Here is a 19847-nt window from a genome sequence, read left to right on the forward strand (position 1 = left end):
TTATTGTATTGGACACTACAAAAAGGGGGAGTATAATCATAATGGTTACTAAATATTAGAATAGTAAATTGCGATGTTGCACAGTGGGTCCCGGATCCACGGAAAGGCAGCGGGAAGATGAAGCTGTTTCAGTTCTCACCGGAAATTAGAGAAATTCTTGAACGGATGCCGGCTGCGGTGGCTGCGTTTCAACACGACGACCGCAGAATGGAAGCCCTGACGGTTTCCCGTTCATTTCTGGAGATGTTCGGCTATACAACCACAGAGGAGGCGCTGGATGCGCTGAACACAGATCCGTTCCGGGGCATTCATCCGGAGGATATCGCCAGGGTGGAGGATACCGTTCATCGTTTCATTTTCGGAAATGGTGCGTTTGACACCGTTTTTCGTTATCAGAGCCGCCTGTGGAAGGATGATCATCTCATTCATGCGGTCGGGAGGCATATCACGCCGTCCGAAGCCGGCATCGCCCTGGTGTCCTGCATGGATGAATCGGCTTCTGCGGAGGGGGAAGAAGACCGGTCCGGTTGTCTGAAGGAAACCTTGGAGCAGCGTCTTGAAGCGGTCCGGTTTGGCCGGACGCACCGCTTCGATGATCTGACGGGGCTTCCGAACATGGCCGACTTACTGCAGAACGGTTCCGAACGGGTTAGGGAAATGAAGGAACAGGGATTTAGTCCGGTGGTTCTGTATCTGGACTACTGCCACCTGAAACTCTTCAACAACAGACACGGTTTCTTAACCGGGGATGTGCTGATCCGGGGGCTGGGCGGGCTTCTCCGCACTACATTCGGGATGGATTTTTCCGCCCGCCAGGAAAGTGATCATTTCGTCGTTCTGACGGACCGGGAAGGGGTGGAAGGAAAGCTGAAGCAGCTGTTTGCGGAAACCCGGAAACTGAATTTCGGAAACAGTCTTCCGCTGAAAGTGGGAATCTATGACACCGCATTCGGCATGACCGATTTCACGCAGGCCTGTCGCAGGGCGAAACAGGCCTGCGACTCGCTGGAGAACACGTTAATTTCTGATTATGCCTGGTTCGACCGGGAAATTATGGAACAGGCATCGCTCCGGGAGTATATCATCCGGAATTTTCACCGTGCTATGGAAGAAGGATGGATTCAGGTGTATTATCAACCTGTGATCCGGAGTCTGACCGGAAGTTTCTGCGGTGCGGAGGCACTGGTCAGATGGATTGATCCGGTTCATGGTATGATTCTCCCGAATCATTTCATTCCGGTACTGGAAGAGATCAACCAGATTTTCCAGATGGATCTGTATGTGTTCGAACAGGTTTGCCGGGATTTTCAGAGTCTCAGAGAATCCCGCCGGTCGATTGTTCCGGTGTCGGTGAATCTGTCCCGAACAGATTTCTGTCACAGCGATGCAGCAGACCGGATAGAATGTCTGGCGGAGAAGTACGAGGTTCCCCGGGACATCATCAATATCGAGATCACAGAAAGTGCCTTCGCAGAGAATGTGTCGGAAATCGGCAGCGGGATCGAGCGTTTCCATCAGCTGGGCTATCAGGTCTGGATGGACGATTTCGGAACAGGATCATCTTCCCTGGGGATTCTGAAGGACTATTCTTTCGATGAATTGAAAATTGACATGAGTTTTCTGTCCAGTGATTCTGAGAAGGCCCGGTCCATCATCCGCTCCACAGTCCGGATGGCGAAGCAGATCGGCATTCAGACGCTGGCGGAGGGAGTGGAAACCGAGGAGCAGTATCGGTTTCTCCGCAGCATCGGCTGTGAAAAACTGCAGGGATACTACTTCGGAAAGCCCATGCCGCTCTCGGAAATAGATGAACATTTTCGGAAGATCCGGGTCACGAAGGAGATGCCGGGATGGCGCCGTTACTATGAGAAAATGAGCCGGATTGATCTGCAGACGGATGAACCGCTCTGCATCGTGGAGGATGACGGCATCACCATGAAGATTCTGTTCGCCAACAAGGCATACCGCCGGGTGCTGAAACGGGATCATGTGAGCAGTGTGAGGGACTGGGAGGACCAGATCAACACGAAGAACAATCCGCTGCACACCCTGCATCGTCAGTTTGCAGATCAGCTGCTCCGGGCACGTTCCGGTCTCCAGTCGGTGACGTATCCTTCCGGGGACCATTATATGCTGCTGACCGGAAGTACCGTGACCCGGCATGAATCATACTGCCTCTACCGGATGAATCTGCGGTACGTAGAAATCAACCGTCAGGCAGATGAACAGAAGAAGGCAGATTTCCTGCAGAATCTGTACTACGTCTGTAATGATGCGGCTGTCATTGATTATGATGAGGATGTGGTGTACAGTTTGAAATCCTCCCTCTCTGAGCAGCCGATCGGGCTGAACTGGAAGACCCGGAATATCCGGACTGTCTTCCGGACCTGGACGGACCGGTTCGTGTACATTCCGGACCAGAAGGCGTATCGTGCATTCATGAATGTGTCCACCCTGCGCCGGCGGCTCCGCATGATTCCAGAAAAGATCCTTTCCGGGTATTTTCGAAGCATTTCGGACAGCGGAGAATATCAGTGGCTGCATCATATGATTCTTCCGATTCCAAGGACAGATTTCCGGAAGTTCCTGTACGTCACATTTCAGGCGGGGCCGGACGAAGAGACGAGGCGCAGTTTCGTACGGGATTTTTACAAAAAGAACAATCTGCCGCTCAGTAATGTGAACCCGGCACAGGATATCTCTGATGCCGTGCTCTGGAGAAACTGGGTGATGAATTCAACGGACAGGATCTTCTGGAAGGACCGTAATCACCGGTTTCTGGGGGCCAGTCAGGGATTTCTGAATTTCTTCGGGCTCCGGTCGGCCCGGAATATCATCGGAAAAACCGCAGAAGAAATGAAGTGGTATGTGGAAGAACGCGCCATGGAAGAGGAGGAAGAGAATCTGCTCCGCACCGGAGAACGGATTCATAACCGGTTGCAGCGCTGTACTGTCCGGGGCCGGCAGCATTTCGTCACCATCGATATGATCCCGATCTACCGGAGCGGGAAAATTGCCGGTCTGATCGGATCCCTGACCGAGGCGGGGGGAATGTCTCCTGCACTGGCGGAAGAGGAAGACACCGACGGAGAAGAGTGAAAATGATAAAGAAAAAGGCGGACCGCGGTTTTCGCGTGTTCACGAAAGAATTGAAGAATAATGAACTGAAAAACGTGACTGTGCTGTACGGTCAGGAGGATTACCTGATCCGCTGGGCCATCGGGCAGGTGAAGAAGAAATACATCGAACCTTCCACGGAGATGATCGATTATGTGATGATGCAGGATGACGTCATCCCGCCGGAGGACATTATGACCGCCTGCCGGACGCTGCCGATGCTGTCTGAAAAACGGGTGGTGGTTGTCCGGGACTTCGCTCCCATGCAGGCTGCAGGGGTGCCGGCCGGGTACACGGAGAGCGGCATCGCTTCTCTGATCGAATTCGTGAAGAACCCGCCGGACTGCACCATGCTGATTTTCGCTTCCACGAAAACCAACGGGAATACGAAACTGATGCGTGCCTTGAAGAAATACGGCACTTCTTACCAGTTCGATGCGCTGAACGAACAGGAACTGATGGCTTTTGCCAACAAACGCTTTCAGGCCCGGGGCCTGGGCATCAGCACCCGGGACATGCACCGGCTGATTCAGAGCACCGGCTACTTCAACAAGGACAGCGAATACCGCCTGGATCACTTCGTCAACGACCTGACGAAAATCATCGCCCTCTGCCCCGGCGGCAGAGTCACGGCGGAAGCCATCGAGTCCTCGGTGGAAGGGGACCGGGACAAGTTCATCTTCAACCTGCTGGACGGCATCAGCGGGAACGACAAGTCCTCGGCGTTTTCCATTCTGCATAACGAGATCAGTGCCGGCACTGCCGGGATGCAGATTGCGGGCTCCATCATCTCACAGATGGAGGTGATGTATATCGTCCGGCAGTTCATGAACCGCCGGGAAATGACGTCTCCGGGACAGATCAGCCGGTACACCGGCCTGAATGAATACCGGGTGAAGAAAGCCATGCAGTATGCCCGGCGTTACTCTGCAGAAAAACTCCGGCACATGCTCTCGGACATCTACGAAGTTAATGTACAGATCGTCACCGGCCTGCTGGACGAGCGGACGGCGCTGGAACTGTTCATTGCAAAGATCTGAAAACCGGAGATCTATTTCGTTCCGTGCATGCGGGCGGATTCGTGCATATGGGCGATCAGCTCCTCGGCACTCTTTCTGGTGGTGTCCGTGATGCTGTCTCCCCCCAGCAACCGGGCGATTTCATCCCGCCGGCCTTCTTCGGAAAGCTTTTCCACATGGGTGAAGGTGGCCCCGTTCTCCGTGTCCTTGTAAATCCGGAAGTTCACATCCCCGGCAGCGGCAATCTGCGGCAGGTGGGTGATGCAGATGATCTGATGCTCCCGGCTGATTTCCTTCAGTTTCCGGGCCACCACGCTGGCGGTGATGCCGCTGATGCCGGCATCGATCTCATCGAAGATCAACGTGGGCACATTGTCGTAGTCCCCGGTCACATTTTTGATGGCCAGCATGATGCGGGATATTTCTCCCCCGGAGGCGGTTTTCGCCAGCGGCTTCAGGGGCTCTCCCGGGTTCGTGCTGATCATGATTTCACATTCGTCCTGCCCGTTCTGGGTGATGGCCGGAGCCTTCCGGATCTGAAGCACGAGCTTCGCATCTTTGAAGTTCAGGTCATGGAGCTCCGCCTCGATGGCGGCAGAGAGTTCCCGGGCGGTCTTCGTCCGGAACAGCGTCAGGTCCTCCGCCTTCTCCTTCAGCGCCGCCAGCCGTTCCTTCGTCTCTTTCTCCAGTTTCTCCTTCTCTTCATCGAAATTCTCAATCAGAGAAAGTTCTCCGGCGATGCGGTCCCGGTAGGCCAGAATCTCCGGAATATCCGCGCCGTACTTCTTCTTCAGCCGGTCAATCTGCTCCAGCCGGCTGATCACCTGATCCACTTCGGAAGGATCGAAATCACTGCCGTCGGCGATGCGCCGGATCCGTTCCGCCAGGTCCTGCAGCTCATAGTATGCCCCGCTGACCCCTTCATGGATTTCCGTAAGTTCTGCGGAGTAACTGCTGATGCTGCCCAGCGAACGTTCTGCTTCTCCCAGCAGGGACAAAACGTCATTTTCCCCGTCCGTCAGAAGGGAAGAAGCCGCTCCCGCCGCAGCAAAAATTTTCTCACTGTTTTTCAATACCGACAGCCGGTCACTCAGTCCTTCTTCCTCCTCCGGCCGGAGGTCGGCCTCATTGATTTCCTTCAGTTCGAAGGTATAAAAATCAATTTTCCGCCGGTTTTCCCTTTCGTCCTTCACCAGCTTCTCCAGCTTCAGACGGATTTCCCGGTAAGCGTGATAGGCTTCCCGGAACGCATCCAGATAAGGGCGGATCTCTGCCTTGTGAAACTGATCCACCAGAGTCAGATGCCGCTCCGGATCCAGTAGAGAAACATTGTCGTACTGACCGTGGATATCGGCGATCTTCCGGGCTTCCTCTGCGATCCGCCCCCGGGTCACCAGTTCACCGTTGACCCGGCAGAGATTCTTCCCTGCGGCAGAGACTTCCCGGGAGAGAATAACTTCCTCGCCGTCCAGGTCTGCCTGGAGCTGAACCCGGGCCTTCTTCGCCCCGTGCCGGACATAACCGGAATCAGCCCGGCTCCCCAGAGCCAGGCTGACTGCTTCAATGACGATGGATTTTCCGGAACCGGTCTCGCCGGTGATGATATTCAGTCCGTCTTCGAAATCGATTTCCGTATTCCGGATGATAGCGAAATCACTGATACTGATGTGATCGATCATAATGCTAAGCTTCCTGTTTCTTCGCCGAGATCATGTTGTTAAAGGTCGTAAGCAGTTCCTGCACATGTTCCTCGCTGTCCACAACCACCAGCATCGTATTGTCTCCGGCGATGGTGCCGACAATGTACGGAACGCCGATGTTATCCACCGCCTCCGCCGCTGCGCTGCCGCAGCCGGACAGGGTCTTGATCAGGATCAGATTGTTCACGGATGTGGTGGAGATAACGGTCTCCCGGAAAATCTTCATGAAACGGTCCGTGATCGGCGCATCGGAACGCTTACTGACTGCATATTTATACTTTCCGGAAGGCGTCAGGACCTTGATGAGCTGCAGCTCCTTAATATCTCTGGAAATGGTGGCCTGGGTCACCTCGAAGCCCTCTTCCCGGAGAAGGGAGGCGAGCTTGTCCTGGGTCTCAATCTCGTATTTTCCGATCAATTCAAGGATCTTATTCTGTCTGGAATAACGCATGGTATTCTGTTTCCTTTCCTGTTTGCCGGCATTGGGCAAGGCCGCACCGGCAGGTTCATAATGTTGACGATATTATAGCATGTTTTGCCTGAAAAATGAATAAATAATTATAATCGTTTATAATCTTATTTCGTCATGCTCCGCCTGCCCCGGATCCGGTGGACAAACAAATGTTCTTATGATATACTATTGTGCACGTATTACAGAGAAATGGCAGGAGTGGGAGTATATGAGAATTCTCGGAATCGACCCGGGATATGCGATCATGGGATGGGCCGTGATTGACAAGGACGGGAATCATTTCACACCGGTGGATTATGGTGCGATCACCACCGACGCAGGGACGGAGATGCCTCTTCGTCTTCAGCACCTGTACACGGAGCTTTGCAGCGTGATTACGAAATACCGTCCGGAAGAATGCTCCATTGAAGAATTGTTCTTTAATACCAATGCGAAGACCGTTATTCACGTGGGTGAGGCCAGAGGGGTGGCCATTCTCGCCTGTGTGAATGCCGGACTGGAAGTGAATGAATATACACCCCTGCAGATTAAGCAGGCGCTGGTCGGCTACGGCAGAGCAGATAAGAAACAGGTGCAGGCCATGGTGAAGGCCATTCTGAATCTGGAGGAGGTTCCGAAACCGGATGACACGGCGGATGCTGTGGCGGCGGCGATCTGCCACGGTCACGCCGCTGCCAGCCGGAAACAGATGCAGCAGATCCGAAGAGCCCTTCGGGGCACCTCCCGGGGGACCGGAGACGGAGGGGATACCTGGCACGGATTGAAAATCCGAAAGGGAATCTGAGGTCTCATACGCCCGGGTACCGGCACACGGCAGATGAATACCGGAAGATCGGCGGCGGAAGATCCGTGCGGGGGATCGTACCGAAGAATATATAGATGAAGATTTAGAAGAGGATCCATATGATCAGATTTATCAGAGGAAAATTCTACCCTCAGATGGACGGGACGGTGGTGATTGAAACGGCATCCGGCATCGGATTTCTGGTGACGATTCCTGCCAACTCGCCCCTGTACGGCCACTTCGAAGGGGAAGAAGTGAAGGTCTACACGCTGATGACCGTACGGGAGGATGATATGAGCCTGTACGGTTTCAGCAGCCTGGATGAACTGAATATGTTCCGCATGCTGATCACGGTGAACGGTATCGGGGCGAAAGCAGGCATGGCTATCATGAGCATTCTGCCGGTGAACGAACTGAAGAAGGCGATCGCAACGGAAGATGAGAAGATGATTTCCCGGGCGAACGGTGTGGGAAAGCGCACCGCCCAGCGGGTCATTCTGGAACTGAAGGACAAGGTGGACTATCTGCCGACGGACGAGGAAGGGGAATCGAAGCCGGCGCCTTCTGCCCGGAATGAGGAAAAGGAGATCGCCGCCCAGGCTCTGGTCTCCCTGGGGTACAGCCGCACGGAAGCCGCACAGGCGTTGGAGAAGGTAACAGACGAAGGACTGGACAGCGAAGGCTATATCAAGCAGGCTCTCCGTCACATGCTATAGGCGGGAGGAGAAATGGATACAGAAGAACGTATTACATCGGCACAGGCGACCGAGGAGGAGGAACTCCGGGAGAAAACGCTGCGTCCCCAGCGTCTGTCGGATTTTCTGGGACAGCAGAAGGTGAAGGAAAATCTCGGCATTTTCATCGAAGCGGCGAAGATGCGGGGAGAACCGCTGGACCATGTTCTGTTCTACGGGCCCCCGGGACTGGGGAAGACGACCCTGGCCGGAATCATCGCCAACGAGCTGGGGGTGGATATCAAGGTGACCTCCGGTCCGGCCATCGGACGGGCCGGGGATCTGGCGGCGGTGCTGACGAATCTGAACGACAACGATGTGCTGTTTATCGATGAAATCCACCGGCTGAACCGGGCGGTGGAAGAAGTGCTCTACTCCGCCATGGAGGACTATGCCCTGGACATCATCATCGGGAAGGGCCCTTCCGCCCGGTCGATCCGTCTGGACATTGCGAAATTCACCCTCATCGGCGCCACCACCCGGGCCGGAAGCCTGAGTGCGCCCCTCCGGGACCGGTTCGGCGTTCTGGCGAAGTTCGAAATGTACCGGCCGGATGAGCTGGCCCGGATCATTCGCCGGTCTGCCGGTGTCATGGGACTGGAGGCAGATGACGATGCCATTCTGGAAATGGCGAAGCGCTCCCGGGGAACGCCCCGGATCGCCAACCGGATGCTGAAGCGGGTTCGGGATTTCTCTATGGTGAAAGGGGACGGCCGCATCAGCCGGAAGATCACAGAGGAAAGCCTGGCGGCGCTGGGGGTGGACGAACTGGGCCTGGAAAGACTTGACCGGGAGATCCTATCCACTATAATAGAGAAGTTCGGCGGCGGTCCTGTGGGGATCGATACCATCGCTGCGTCCATCGGGGAAGACCGGGTTACGATCGAAGACGCATACGAACCGTATCTGATTCAGCAGGGGCTGCTGTACCGCACACAGAAGGGCCGGATGGCCACAGTCCGGGCATACGAGCATATGGGGATACCGTATCCGGAGGAGAACGTCGGAAGGATTGACCATGACGAGGCCGATGAGGGATGAGGCTGATCAGTGGCGAGCCGATGAATGAAGAGACAGATGAAGGAAAAACATGAATATTGAAGAGTTTGATTACGAATTGCCGAAAGAACTGATTGCCCAGAAACCGGAAGAACAGCGGGACAGCTGCCGTCTCATGGTGCTGAACCGGGAGAAGGGAACCATTGAACACAAGCATTTTTATGACATTCTGGATTATCTGGGGCCGGGAGACTGTCTGGTCATGAATGACTCCAGGGTAATTCCGGCCCGCCTCTTCGGGACGAAGGCGGGGACGGGAGCGCACATCGAGTTCCTTTTGTCCAAGCGCATGCACGATGACACCTGGGAAACGCTGGTCCGTCCGGGACGCCGGCTGAAGCCGGGAGACCGGGTTGTCTTCGGGGAAGGTGCTCTGGAGGCTACGATTGACGGGTATGGAAAGGACGGCACCCGGATCGTCACATTCCACTACGACGGCATATTTATGGAACGGCTGGAGGAACTGGGCAAGATGCCGCTGCCGCCGTATATCGAGCGGGAGAGCACGAAAGAAGATGCGGATATGTACCAGACGGTGTATGCGCACCACAACGGCTCCGTGGCGGCACCGACTGCCGGACTGCATTTCACGAAGGAGCTGCTGGCGAAAGCGCAGGAAAAGGGTGTGAAACTGGTCTATGTGACTTTGCACGTGGGCATCGGCACCTTCCGGCCGGTGAAATGCGAGAATATCGAAGAGCATCACATGCACTTCGAAGAATATACCATTTCGGAAGAGGCGGCGGAAACCATCAACCGGACGATTCGGGAAGGGGGACGGATTATCTCCGTCGGTACCACTTCCACGAGGACGCTGGAAAGCGCTGCGTACCGGGACGAAGAGTGCGGAGAATACCGGGTGAAGGCCGGCCACGACAGTACCGGCATCTTCATTTATCCGGGATATGAGTGGAAAATCGTGAACGCATTGATCACCAATTTCCATCTGCCGAAATCCACGCTAATCATGCTGGTTTCTTCTCTCTATAACCGGGAGAAGATCCTGGAGGCATACAACGAGGCGGTGAAGGAGAAATACCGGTTCTTCTCTTACGGGGATGCAATGGCGATTTTCTAATTTTTCGGCAAGGATGTGTTTGACACAGAACGGGGCGGCTTATTAACCGTCCCGTTTTGTTATTCTATAGGCTGTATATACGGGGGAGTATTCATGGATATAATAATTTGAACAGCATGACAACTTATCTTGCGTATGGTAAAATATGCAATAAAAGAGCGGCGAATGAGAAAGAAGGAGGGGATTGGAATGAAAGAAATCAATTTGCGAAAGATCCGTTTTGCTGTGCTCTTCGTGTGTGCGGTATTCACATTTTGCTTTACCGGTCCGGTGGATGTATTTGCAGCTTCCCAGACGACCTATCCTGTCGCACATAATGTGTATAAGAATGATTTCGGTCAGACGGTATTCTCAGTTAACAATCTCGTTTCAAATGATACTTCCGGAACGCAGAATGTAATCTTTGATATCAAAGATTACAATGATTTCAATTCGAATGATTTTCGGATGAGCTTCTACATGAGGGGGAAAACGGCATATTATTCATTGACTCCTTTGAATCCCTATTTTTATAAAAATGGCGCTGAACCCCAGGAAATCTGGTCGGCAGATATTCATACGGGAGAAAAGAAGCTGGTTGTTAGGAAATGCGGTGATATCATCGGCGGCTATGGCACTGACATCATCACACGAAGATGGGATACCGGGGCAGTGTACAGAATCAATGGAACAAATGTCGTCAAGCTGTTCAGTGTGAAGAAGGGAAAAAGCAGAGACAGCGCGTGCGTGAAATTGTTCCGGGGCAAATTGTATTACACAAACAAATGCTATGATCTTGATACAGGAAGAGTCAGCACCTTCACAGCGCATTCCATCGTTACATCGAAAAACTACATGTACTATACAAGCGGTGTGAAAAATCTCGTCTGCATGGATAAGGATGGAAGAAAGACCATACTTTGCAGAAAGATCAAAGACGTTATCGGCGGCAATAACAATCGAAATGCGGTTTTCAGAAAGAACAGCAGCGCCGGGCTTACGATCTACCGTGTAAACAGCAGAGGCCGCATTTACAGGCTGACGACGCAGAAGAAAGTGGAAGAATCCGCATTCAGCAACCTCGTGGTATCCACAACGAGAGCGGTGCTGGTTAACGGCAAAGTCTGCTTCATCATGCAAAGCGGGTATGATCAGGGCGGAATCGTTACAGTATCGAACACAGGCGGGGCATTAGACAAAGCCGAACGTGTCTTTGACGGGGCCGGCAGTGCTGAGGTCCTGAACAAGACACTGTATTATACCGAGTTAAAGTTCGACGACAGCGAAGGAAATTTCGGATGTAAAAAGGCGATTAATTAGAGAAAGGATAAACACAATCAGAACGAATACACGCCCCCGGGATATGACCCGGGGGCGTTTCGATACGGTTACCGCATGAACTGTTAATCCAGCCGTTCTCCGGCTTTCCAGGATACAATCTTGTAGTATTCTCTGGAAGTCACCAGGTAGACGATCAGATAGAGCAGTGTGAACAGGAGGAAGGTGATGCCGGAGCACTTCAGAAACAGCCAGGTGTCCTGGAGGCCGAACAGCTGCAGGATGTGGTTCATCATGTTGAATGCTCCGCTCATGTGACAGGCCGCTACGATGATCGGCGTGAAGAACACGAACATGACCTGGGAACGGATGCTCCTCTTGACTTCCGCCTGGCTCATACCCACCTGCTGCATGATGGCGAAGTTGTTCTTGTCATAATATCCTTCTGAAACCTGCTTGTAGTAGATGATCAGCGCCGCAGCAAGGGTGAACAGCAGTCCGAGAAAGATGCCCAGGAACAGGAACCCGTTGGTGAATCCCTTCAGCATGGAGTGAATTTCCGTGTACGTGGAACAGGAACCGAAGAAGGCAGGGCCTTCGGCATGCTTCGCTTTGGATGCGTAGGATTGCATTTCTCTGTTCAGCTGTGTGTTCAGACTGTTTCCGATGGAGCGGTTCACAGCTTCCGAACCGGATGCAGTGAAGGTGACGGCGCGGTACAGGGTGCATGTTGGAGCCGGATCCTGCGCTGCGATTCTCTGTATTACATTCCGGTCCTTCACAACAATGACTCCTCCCTGTGTGCGGGAAGCGGTGGTCGGAAGGAAGTTCTCTGTTGTGCAGCGTGCTTTGAAGGCTTTTCCATTGATTCTCACCTGATTCGCACGGCTCGGCGTATGCGCTAGTACTTCTCTCCCGGAAAGATGCAGATCTTTTCCTGTGATCGCTTTGTACTGCTGTTCGTCAATGATCATCAGACTGCCCGTATAGGATTTCGTACTGTATCTCAGATGGTAGGATATCGTATTATTTTTCGAATGATATCTTACCTGAGGACAGTAGGCGGTATAGACCATCACATCCTGGATCCGGGAATTCTTCTCTTCGGCAGTCTTCTTCGCCAGCTGTCTGACTTCGCTCTGGGAAGCAGGGGATATCAGTTTCAGACCATTTTCTTTGCTGATTCCGCTCATGGTCCCGGAAAGGGAGGCCTTCATCGGTGTGAGGTTCTGGATCGTCTTGTCGATGCCGGTGTTCAGACAGACGGTGGTGGAAATAATCACCAGAACCATCGTCGCCAGGATACAGATGTTGGCCATACCCACGGCATTCTGTTTCATTCGGAACAGCATTCCGGAGACGGAGGTGAAATGCCCCGGCTTATAATAATAATTCGTGCTCTTCTTCAGCAGCTTCAGAACCACAACGCTGACGCTGGTGAACAGCAGATATGTGCCGACAATGACCAGGATCACGGCAATGAAGAAGAAACTGATTCCGCTCAGTACATCGTCAACGCGAAGTGCGAGAGTGTATCCTGCGACCAGGAAAGCGGCACCCGTGAGCGCAAGGAAAATGTTTCCTTTCGGCTCCCGTTCGCCGGAATCAGATCCCTTCAGCAGTTCAATCGGTCTGGAGAACTGCACCCGGAACCGGTTGCGGAGCTGAATCAGTTCGAACAGCACCGAGAAGAAGATCACGCTGTAGAGAACTCCCTGCAGGTTGACGGTTCCTGTCAGCTGATCCGTTGCGCCTAGAATCTTCAATATGATCATCTGCACCAGTTTGCTGAAAACAACGCCCAGCAGGATGCCTGCTGTGATGGAAATAACAGAGGTGATCAGCGATTCCATCTGCAGGATCCGTCCGATGTGGCGCTTCTCCATGCCCAGAATATTGTAAATGCCCAGCTCCTTATTCCTCCTCTTCATCAAGAAATTATTGATATAGAGCAGGAAGATGGCTGCGAAGACGCCGACCACAACCGTTCCGAATCCCATGAGAGCGGAGAGTGTCTCTCCGGTGGAAATCTTCTTCAGCCCCGGATCCTTCCAGATGTACACGAGAAGATAGAACATCATCACAATTCCGGTTGATGCGAGGATATACGGGACGAAGAATTTCCGCTCACGCCGGATATTTCCGAGGGCGAGGGTCCATGAAAGATTACTGCCGGTCATTCAGATCACCTCCGTTAATCAGTACTGTCTGTGTCTGTGCGATCATGGAGAACATCTCCTCATTGCTCCGGTTTCCCCGGAAGATCTGGTGGAATACCTGACCGTCCTTGATGAAGAGGACTCGTTTCGCATAACTCGCCGCCTTGATGGAATGGGTGACCATGATGATGGTCTGCCCCTGTTCATTGACCTTTGCCAGAAGTTCCATCATGATGTCCGCCGAGCGGGAGTCCAGGGCACCGGTCGGTTCGTCTGCCAGCAGAAGTTCCGGCCGGGTGATCAGAGCTCTGGCTGCTGCTGCGCGCTGCTTCTGGCCGCCGGAGACCTCATACGGGTACTTGTCCAGCAGTTCGCTGATTCCCAGATTCTGCGCCAGAGGGGACAGGCGGGAAATCATCTGTTTGTATGGTGTTTTCTGCAGAACCAGAGGAAGAAGGATATTGTCCTTCAGCGTCAGCGTGTTCAGCAGATTGAAATCCTGGAATATGAAACTGAGATGATCCCGGCGGAAACCGGCCATCTCTTTCTCCGTGATCTTGGTGATATCCCGGCCGTTCAGCAGAACCTCACCGCCTGTCGGCCTGTCCAGAGAAGCGAGGATATTCAGCAGGGTGGTTTTTCCTGATCCGGACTCACCCATGATTGCGGTGAATTCTCCCTCTTCAGCGGAGAAGGTGACGTTTCGCAGAGCCTCCACCTTGTTCCCTCCGAATCTTGTGCTGTAAGTTTTCTTCAGATTATTTACTTCCAGTAATGCCATCAGGCGCTCCTTTCCTGTTTTCGTATGTTTGCATTCAGCATGGCCCCCTGCGGGGCTGCATACTTCCCATTGACACCCTTATCCTAACAGGAAGGAACGGGATGCGCCTTAGATCTGCCTTACAAAAAACGAAGAGAACCTTACATTGCTGTAAGGTTCCCGGGCTATTCCAGCATCGTTCCCCGTCTGCTTTCCGGAAAATAGACGAATATGCGGGTTCCCCTTCCGGGCTCCGACTCTGCGGAGATCCCACATCCAAGGCGCTTCAGCGTCTCTGCGGTCAGATAGAGCCCGATCCCGGTCGCCTTCTGATGCTCTCTTCCATTTCTTCCGGTGAATCCCCGGTCGAAAATCCGGGGAAGATCTTCCTCCCGGATGCCGATGCCGTTGTCTTCGATGACGAGGGAGAAACCATTTTCGGCCGGCCGGTCCGCCGGCGGCAGCGTCTTCTCCGGGGGAGCCTCTGCAATCCGGATCCCTCCACCTTCCCGGGTGTACTTCAACGCATTGGAGAGAATCTGTTCCAGGGCAAAGGACAGCCATTTCCGGTCCGTATTGATTGTTCTTCCTGTGGGCCGGAAGTCCAGGGACAGATGCTTGCGGATGAAGAATACAGACTGCTTCTTGATGCAGGTGCGGATCACCCGGTCCAGATCCGTATTCTGAAAGAGGAAGTCCGTCTGCTCAGATCCCAGCCGCTGATAACTCAGCACCATTTCCACATACTGCCGGATCCGCCGGAGCTCCAGGTCCATGTCTGAAGAAGCCTCGGAGTCACTTCCCTGAATCAGAAGATCCAGTGCTGCGATCGGCGTCTTGATCTGATGTACCCACATGGTGTAGTAGTTCAGCATTTCGTCCTGCTGGTTCTTCGTCCTGCTTTCCTGTTCGAACAGACTCTGTTGCAGAGCGGCAATGAGCTGCTGTTCCTGCTGCTCTGAAGGTGAAGAGGGGACGGGAAGGGGGGCGGTGATTTCCGGCGCCTGGAGCCGGCATTCCGTCACCGCTTCCGTCTTCCTGCGCTCCCGGGAACACTGGGTGAAAATAGAAAGAACAAGCAGAGTTCCGCTTAACAGCAGAGCGTACCGCCAGACGGCAGGGTCCAGATTCTCCAGTGCACCAAGCAGCAGGAAAATCCCTGAAGTGACGGCCCAGGTGATCCCCTGCATAGAAAACTGTTTCAGATACGGAACAATCCGCAGCTTTTCCATAATTTCTCACCTCATGATTCAGAATTCTCCGGTTTATCCCCCGGAATATAGTAGCCGAGACCTTTCTTCGTCAGAATGAACCCGTTCAGGCCCGCCGCAGAAAGCTTCTTTCTCAGTCTGGCCACATTCACTGTGAGTGTGTTATCGTCAATGAAGGAATCCGTCTCCCAGAGCGCCATCATGATCTGATCACGGCTGATCACCCTGCCGGGGGATTTCATCAGGCATTCCATAATCCGGAATTCGTTCTTGGTCAGTTCCAGCCGGGTCCCGTTAATGAATGCGGAAGCGTCCTTCAGATCCAGTACCGCCCCGCCCGCAGACAGCCGGTTTTCTTCTGCCGGTGCGCCGAAATCGTAGGTTCTCCTGAGAAGCGCCTGGATCTTCGCCGTCAGCACGTTCAGATCGAAGGGTTTCGCGATGAAATCATCCCCGCCCATATTCATCGCCATGACGATATTCATATTATCAGAATAGGAACTGATGAAGATCACCGGCACCCGGGAAACCTTCCGGATTTCCTGGCACCAGTGGTATCCGTTGAAAAAGGGAAGGGAAACATCCATGAGAATCAGATCCGGGCGGAACCGATTCACTTCCCCCAGCACATCGCTGAAGTCCTCGGTACAGTATGTTTCCCACCCCCAGGTCCTGAGGTGACGGGAAGTTGCTTCTGCAATCACCGGATCGTCTTCGGTGATCAGAATCCGGTTGTGCACCGGCTCTGAAGATCCCTGCATGGCTGCAGGATTGTGATATCCTGGATCATTCATATTAGTACGCCCCTCCGGCGGCCGCCTGCTTCGTTATTTTTTGTCCTACAAAACACATTCTACCACAGCGGTCAGAAACTTGCAGAATTCCATCATATCTCATGCAGAACTCTGTTATAATAGACTGGTTGCAATGCAAAAGAGAGAAAACAGGAGAGAATCAATGAGCAAATTAGCTGTTACATACGAATTACTGCACCGGGACAAGAAAACCGGCGCCCGCCGGGGCGTCGTGCACACCCCTCACGGGGATATCCAGACCCCGGTTTTCATGCCGGTGGGAACCCAGGCGGCGGTGAAAGCCATGCGTCCGGAACAGGTGCGGGACATGGGGGCGGAAATTATTCTGTCCAACACATACCATCTGTATCTCCGGCCGGGTCACGAACTGATCCGGGAAGCGGGAGGACTTCACAAGTTCATGAACTGGAACCGGGCGATCCTTACGGACAGCGGCGGATTCCAGGTTTTTTCCCTGGGGAAACTGCGAAAAATCACGGAGGAAGGGGTCCGGTTCCAGAGCCATATCGACGGATCCCGTCATATTCTGACACCGGAAAAGGCCATCGAGATCCAGGAGGCTCTGGGCTCGGATATCATGATGGCTTTCGATGAATGCGCACCGTATCCGGCGGATCATTCGTATATCGAAGATTCCATGCTGCGGACCTGCCGCTGGCTGAAGCGCTGTCAGGATGCCCAGACCAGTCCGGAGAAACAGGCTTTGTTCGGTATTATGCAGGGAGGCATGTACGAGGATCTTCGCCGGGAGAGCGCAGCCCGGATTGTGGATATGGATCTGCAGGGATACTCCATCGGCGGACTTTCGGTCGGAGAACCGAAGGCGAAAATGCTGGAAGTCCTGGATTACTGCGTGGACCTGCTGCCGGCGGAGAAGCCGCGTTACCTGATGGGAGTCGGTACACCGGATTACATCTTCGAAGGTGTGGAGCGGGGACTGGACATGTTTGACTGTGTGGAGCCGACCCGGATCGCCCGCCACGGTGTGGCGATGACATCCCACGGCCGGATCAACCTGAAAAATGCGAAATTCGCCCGGGACTTCACCCCCCTGGACGAAGAGTGCGACTGCTATGCCTGTCGCCATTACACGAAAGCCTACATCAGGCACACCCTGAAGGCCGGCGAACTGATGTCCGCCATGCTGCTGTCGGAGCACAATCTCCATTTCCTGATCCACATGATGCAGGAAATGCGGAAAGCCATCGAAGAAGACCGGTTCCTGGAATACAAGCAGGAATTCTACGAAAAATACGGTATCAACGACTAACGAACCCGGAGGAATCTATGTCACATACGAAGAAAAAACGCAGACCGCCCCTGGATATTAATGAAACCGGAGCGGAGATTTTCCAGGACGGCCGCTGTCCCCATTCCCGCTTCTGCGGCGGATGCATCTATCAGGGAGAGCCGTATGAACAACAGCTCAAGGCGAAGGAGAGCGAGACCCGCACCCTCTTCGAAAAGGCGGGAATTCAGCCTGCTGACTTCGCTCCCATCGAGGGATGCCCGGAGCACTCCCGGCTGGCCTACCGGAACAAAATGGAGTACACCTTCGGCGACCTGGTGAAGGGGGGCCCTATGACCCTGGGGATGCACCGGCGGAAAATGTTCATGTCCGTGGTCACCACCGACCAGTGCCAGCTGGTTTCCCCGGATTTCAACCGGATCCTGGACTATACTCTGGCGTTCTGCCGTACCCGGGGCTATGTGAAGTATGACAAAAAATCCCATGAAGGGCTTCTCCGCAACCTGGTGATCCGCAGAGGCGTTCATACGAACGAATTATTGCTGAACATCGTCACCTCCACCAGCGAGCCGGGATTCGACGAGGAGGCCTGGGTTTCCGGCCTGCTTTCCCTGGAGCTGGAGGACCGGATCGTCGGCATCCTGCACACCTTCAACGACAGCATGGCCGATGCGGTGAAGTGTGATGACATGAAAACCCTGTTCGGAAAAGACTATTACAACGAACGGATCATGGGCCTCCATTTCACCGTCCATGAGTACGCTTTCTTCCAGACGAACATCGAAGCGGTGGAGCGGCTGTACGCCCACGCCCTGTCCCTGATCGACGATGTCGACGGAAAAAACGTCTTCGACCTCTACTGCGGCACAGGAACAATCACCCAGGTTCTGGCCCGTTCCGCCAAACACGTTCTCGGCGTGGAGATCGTCCCGGAAAGCGTGGAGGCGGCCCGCACCAACGCCGCCCTGAACAGACTCACCAATTGCGAATTCGTCTGCGGCGACGTCTTCCGGGTTCTGGAGGAACGGGAGGAAAAGCCGGATGTCATCGTGGTGGACCCGCCCCGGGTCGGCATGTCCCGGGAAGCCGTGGAGAAGATCGCCGGCTACGGCGTGGACCAGATCGTCTACATCTCCTGCAACCCGAAGACGCTGGTTCAGAATCTGGCCCAGTATCAGGAGCTGGGGTATACCGTGTCCTACGTGAAGCCGTTCGATAACTTCCCGATGACGCGGCACGTGGAGACAGTATGTCTCTTGAGCAAGAAAAATGCGAAGCCGAAGGACTGTGTTGAGATTAGCGTTGATGCTGAGGATTATTACAGGATCAAGAGTTCAGAGAAAGACCTTTGACAGACTACTAAAGTTTGAAGAGTATGTGAAAAGACCTGTGGAATGAACCGTGATATGGGATTTCCACAGGTTTTCCTTTTGCTGAAATTGCATTGCTCTGATATAATAAACATGACATACAGATGTCGTGTTATATGCGTTAGTATATAAATGGAGCGTAAGAGAACATGAAGATAGACAGGCTGATAGGAATATTGTCAATCTTATTGCAGGAAGACAAGACAACAGCTCCGGAACTGGCAGAAAGGTTTGAAGTGTCTCGCAGAACGATTAACCGAGATATTGAGGACCTTTGCAAGGCCGGTATTCCTGTTCGTACAGTTCAGGGCACTGGCGGCGGGATCAGTATTATGGACGGATACCGGATGGACAGGACGATCCTGACATCAAGGGACATGCAGATGATCCTTGCAGGACTGAGAAGCCTGGACAGCGTGAGCGGGAGCAGTTATTACGGTCAGCTGATGGAAAAAATACAGGCGGGATCTTCTGAGTTCATCAGCGGACGGGATTCCATTTTGATCGATCTGTCATCGTGGTATCGGGATTCGCTGGCGCCGAAGATAGAAACGATACAGGATGCGATCGGAGACAGGCACATGGTCCGGTTTCGGTATTATGCTCCGTCCGGTGACAGCGAGCGGACGGTTGAACCTTATTATCTGGTATTTCGATGGTCAAGCTGGTACCTTTGGGGCTGGTGTATGGATCGTAAGGATTACAGATTGTTTAAGCTGAATCGCATGGATCGCGTTACAGAAACGGATAAAGAATTTGTCTGTCGAGATGCACCTATGCCGGATCTTTCAGCTGAAAAAATATTTCCGGGTGAGATTAAGGTTAAGGCGTTTTTTTCACCGGATATGAAATGGCGTCTGATCGAAGACTTCGGACCTGATTGCTTTACAGAAGCGGATGATGGAAGACTGCTCTTTACAGCGGACTACACGGATATGGAAAACCTTGTGACCTGGCTCATGACTTTCGGAGCGAAGGCTGAAGTGCTGGAGCCGGCAGAAGCGCGGGATATTATCCGCAGAAATGCAGAGGAGACATTACAGCTTTATGAGGAGGATTAACA

Annotated in this window: 16 protein-coding genes; 10 read left to right on the top strand and 6 right to left on the bottom strand. The window is 53.4% G+C overall.

Going from position 1 to position 19847, the window contains the following annotated elements; translation table 11 throughout:
• Positions 1 to 117 precede the first annotated feature (117 nt).
• Positions 118 to 3099, top strand: a complete 2982-nt coding sequence (locus tag BLQ24_RS02670) for a putative bifunctional diguanylate cyclase/phosphodiesterase (protein WP_090162382.1) — start codon at positions 118 to 120, stop codon at positions 3097 to 3099.
• Positions 3100 to 3101: 2 nt separating this feature from the next.
• Entirely contained in the window at positions 3102 to 4157 is a 1056-nt protein-coding gene (gene holA, locus BLQ24_RS02675; RefSeq protein ID WP_090162384.1) for a DNA polymerase III subunit delta, read from the top strand.
• A gap of 11 nt (positions 4158 to 4168) precedes the next feature.
• On the opposite strand, the gene recN is transcribed toward holA, so the two are convergent.
• Together recN and BLQ24_RS02685 are read right to left on the bottom strand one after the other, a co-directional pair.
• Positions 4169 to 5815, bottom strand: a complete 1647-nt coding sequence (gene recN / locus BLQ24_RS02680; protein ID WP_090162387.1) for a DNA repair protein RecN — start codon at positions 5813 to 5815, stop codon at positions 4169 to 4171.
• A gap of 4 nt (positions 5816 to 5819) precedes the next feature.
• The gene (locus tag BLQ24_RS02685; RefSeq protein ID WP_090162389.1) at positions 5820 to 6287 is read right to left on the bottom strand and encodes an arginine repressor; all 468 of its coding nucleotides are present in this window, start codon (positions 6285 to 6287) and stop codon (positions 5820 to 5822) included.
• 229 nt (positions 6288 to 6516) lie between these two features.
• On the opposite strand from BLQ24_RS02685, the gene ruvC reads away from it, so the two are divergent.
• The 5 genes from ruvC to BLQ24_RS02710 all read left to right on the top strand — a co-directional run bounded on the left by ruvC (position 6517) and on the right by BLQ24_RS02710 (position 11262).
• Entirely contained in the window at positions 6517 to 7092 is a 576-nt protein-coding gene (gene ruvC / locus BLQ24_RS02690; protein ID WP_090162391.1) for a crossover junction endodeoxyribonuclease RuvC, read from the top strand.
• A 119-nt stretch (positions 7093 to 7211) separates the two neighbouring features.
• A complete protein-coding gene (ruvA, locus tag BLQ24_RS02695; RefSeq protein WP_090162393.1) occupies positions 7212 to 7808 on the top strand; it encodes a Holliday junction branch migration protein RuvA in 597 nt (198 codons plus the stop codon).
• 12 nt (positions 7809 to 7820) lie between these two features.
• The gene (ruvB, locus tag BLQ24_RS02700) at positions 7821 to 8867 is read left to right on the top strand and encodes a Holliday junction branch migration DNA helicase RuvB (RefSeq protein WP_090162396.1); all 1047 of its coding nucleotides are present in this window, start codon (positions 7821 to 7823) and stop codon (positions 8865 to 8867) included.
• 49 nt (positions 8868 to 8916) lie between these two features.
• Positions 8917 to 9963 carry a tRNA preQ1(34) S-adenosylmethionine ribosyltransferase-isomerase QueA gene (gene queA / locus BLQ24_RS02705; RefSeq protein WP_090162398.1) on the top strand — a complete coding sequence of 349 codons (1047 nt, stop codon included), beginning with the start codon at positions 8917 to 8919 and terminating at the stop codon, positions 9961 to 9963.
• 189 nt (positions 9964 to 10152) lie between these two features.
• The gene (locus BLQ24_RS02710) at positions 10153 to 11262 is read left to right on the top strand and encodes a hypothetical protein (protein WP_090162400.1); all 1110 of its coding nucleotides are present in this window, start codon (positions 10153 to 10155) and stop codon (positions 11260 to 11262) included.
• 83 nt (positions 11263 to 11345) lie between these two features.
• Here the strand turns inward: BLQ24_RS02710 and BLQ24_RS02715 are convergent, their stop codons facing one another.
• From BLQ24_RS02715 to BLQ24_RS02730, 4 genes are all read right to left on the bottom strand, one after another.
• Complete coding sequence (locus BLQ24_RS02715) at positions 11346 to 13400, bottom strand: FtsX-like permease family protein (protein WP_090162402.1); 2055 nt, start codon at positions 13398 to 13400, stop codon at positions 11346 to 11348.
• Positions 13387 to 14160 (bottom strand): ABC transporter ATP-binding protein, encoded by a 774-nt coding sequence (locus BLQ24_RS02720; protein ID WP_090162404.1) that lies wholly within the window; start codon positions 14158 to 14160, stop codon positions 13387 to 13389. The genes BLQ24_RS02715 and BLQ24_RS02720 overlap by 14 nt, the downstream gene beginning before the upstream one ends.
• Before the next feature lie 164 nt (positions 14161 to 14324).
• Positions 14325 to 15371: a sensor histidine kinase gene (locus tag BLQ24_RS02725; RefSeq protein ID WP_090162406.1), complete on the bottom strand. Its 1047-nt coding sequence runs from the start codon at positions 15369 to 15371 to the stop codon at positions 14325 to 14327.
• Between the two features lie 11 nt (positions 15372 to 15382).
• Positions 15383 to 16111 carry a response regulator transcription factor gene (locus BLQ24_RS02730; RefSeq protein WP_090162456.1) on the bottom strand — a complete coding sequence of 243 codons (729 nt, stop codon included), beginning with the start codon at positions 16109 to 16111 and terminating at the stop codon, positions 15383 to 15385.
• 196 nt (positions 16112 to 16307) lie between these two features.
• On the opposite strand from BLQ24_RS02730, the gene tgt reads away from it, so the two are divergent.
• The 3 genes from tgt (at position 16308) to BLQ24_RS02745 (ending at position 19845) form a co-directional block, all read left to right on the top strand.
• Complete coding sequence (gene tgt, locus BLQ24_RS02735; protein ID WP_242869568.1) at positions 16308 to 17435, top strand: tRNA guanosine(34) transglycosylase Tgt; 1128 nt, start codon at positions 16308 to 16310, stop codon at positions 17433 to 17435.
• A gap of 17 nt (positions 17436 to 17452) precedes the next feature.
• Positions 17453 to 18766 carry a 23S rRNA (uracil(1939)-C(5))-methyltransferase RlmD gene (gene rlmD / locus BLQ24_RS02740; protein ID WP_090162412.1) on the top strand — a complete coding sequence of 438 codons (1314 nt, stop codon included), beginning with the start codon at positions 17453 to 17455 and terminating at the stop codon, positions 18764 to 18766.
• Between the two features lie 167 nt (positions 18767 to 18933).
• A complete protein-coding gene (locus BLQ24_RS02745) occupies positions 18934 to 19845 on the top strand; it encodes a helix-turn-helix transcriptional regulator (protein WP_090162414.1) in 912 nt (303 codons plus the stop codon).
• The last annotated feature ends 2 nt before the right edge of the window (positions 19846 to 19847 follow it).

Origin of the sequence: Eubacterium pyruvativorans, assembly GCF_900102225.1 — a bacterium.
Lineage (GTDB): Bacteria > Bacillota > Clostridia > Peptostreptococcales > Anaerovoracaceae > Aminicella > Aminicella pyruvativorans.

Coding starts and splice junctions, on each gene's coding strand:
- queA (WP_090162398.1), top strand. CDS start 8,917: ATGAATATTGAAGAGTTTGATTACGAATTGCCGAAAGAACTGATTGCC.
- recN (WP_090162387.1), bottom strand. CDS start 5,815: ATGATCGATCACATCAGTATCAGTGATTTCGCTATCATCCGGAATACG.
- BLQ24_RS02720 (WP_090162404.1), bottom strand. CDS start 14,160: ATGGCATTACTGGAAGTAAATAATCTGAAGAAAACTTACAGCACAAGA.
- BLQ24_RS02710 (WP_090162400.1), top strand. CDS start 10,153: ATGAAAGAAATCAATTTGCGAAAGATCCGTTTTGCTGTGCTCTTCGTG.
- BLQ24_RS02670 (WP_090162382.1), top strand. CDS start 118: ATGAAGCTGTTTCAGTTCTCACCGGAAATTAGAGAAATTCTTGAACGG.
- tgt (WP_242869568.1), top strand. CDS start 16,308: ATGAGCAAATTAGCTGTTACATACGAATTACTGCACCGGGACAAGAAA.
- BLQ24_RS02730 (WP_090162456.1), bottom strand. CDS start 16,111: ATGCAGGGATCTTCAGAGCCGGTGCACAACCGGATTCTGATCACCGAA.
- rlmD (WP_090162412.1), top strand. CDS start 17,453: ATGTCACATACGAAGAAAAAACGCAGACCGCCCCTGGATATTAATGAA.
- BLQ24_RS02745 (WP_090162414.1), top strand. CDS start 18,934: ATGAAGATAGACAGGCTGATAGGAATATTGTCAATCTTATTGCAGGAA.
- holA (WP_090162384.1), top strand. CDS start 3,102: ATGATAAAGAAAAAGGCGGACCGCGGTTTTCGCGTGTTCACGAAAGAA.
- BLQ24_RS02715 (WP_090162402.1), bottom strand. CDS start 13,400: ATGACCGGCAGTAATCTTTCATGGACCCTCGCCCTCGGAAATATCCGG.
- ruvB (WP_090162396.1), top strand. CDS start 7,821: ATGGATACAGAAGAACGTATTACATCGGCACAGGCGACCGAGGAGGAG.
- BLQ24_RS02685 (WP_090162389.1), bottom strand. CDS start 6,287: ATGCGTTATTCCAGACAGAATAAGATCCTTGAATTGATCGGAAAATAC.
- ruvC (WP_090162391.1), top strand. CDS start 6,517: ATGAGAATTCTCGGAATCGACCCGGGATATGCGATCATGGGATGGGCC.
- BLQ24_RS02725 (WP_090162406.1), bottom strand. CDS start 15,371: ATGGAAAAGCTGCGGATTGTTCCGTATCTGAAACAGTTTTCTATGCAG.
- ruvA (WP_090162393.1), top strand. CDS start 7,212: ATGATCAGATTTATCAGAGGAAAATTCTACCCTCAGATGGACGGGACG.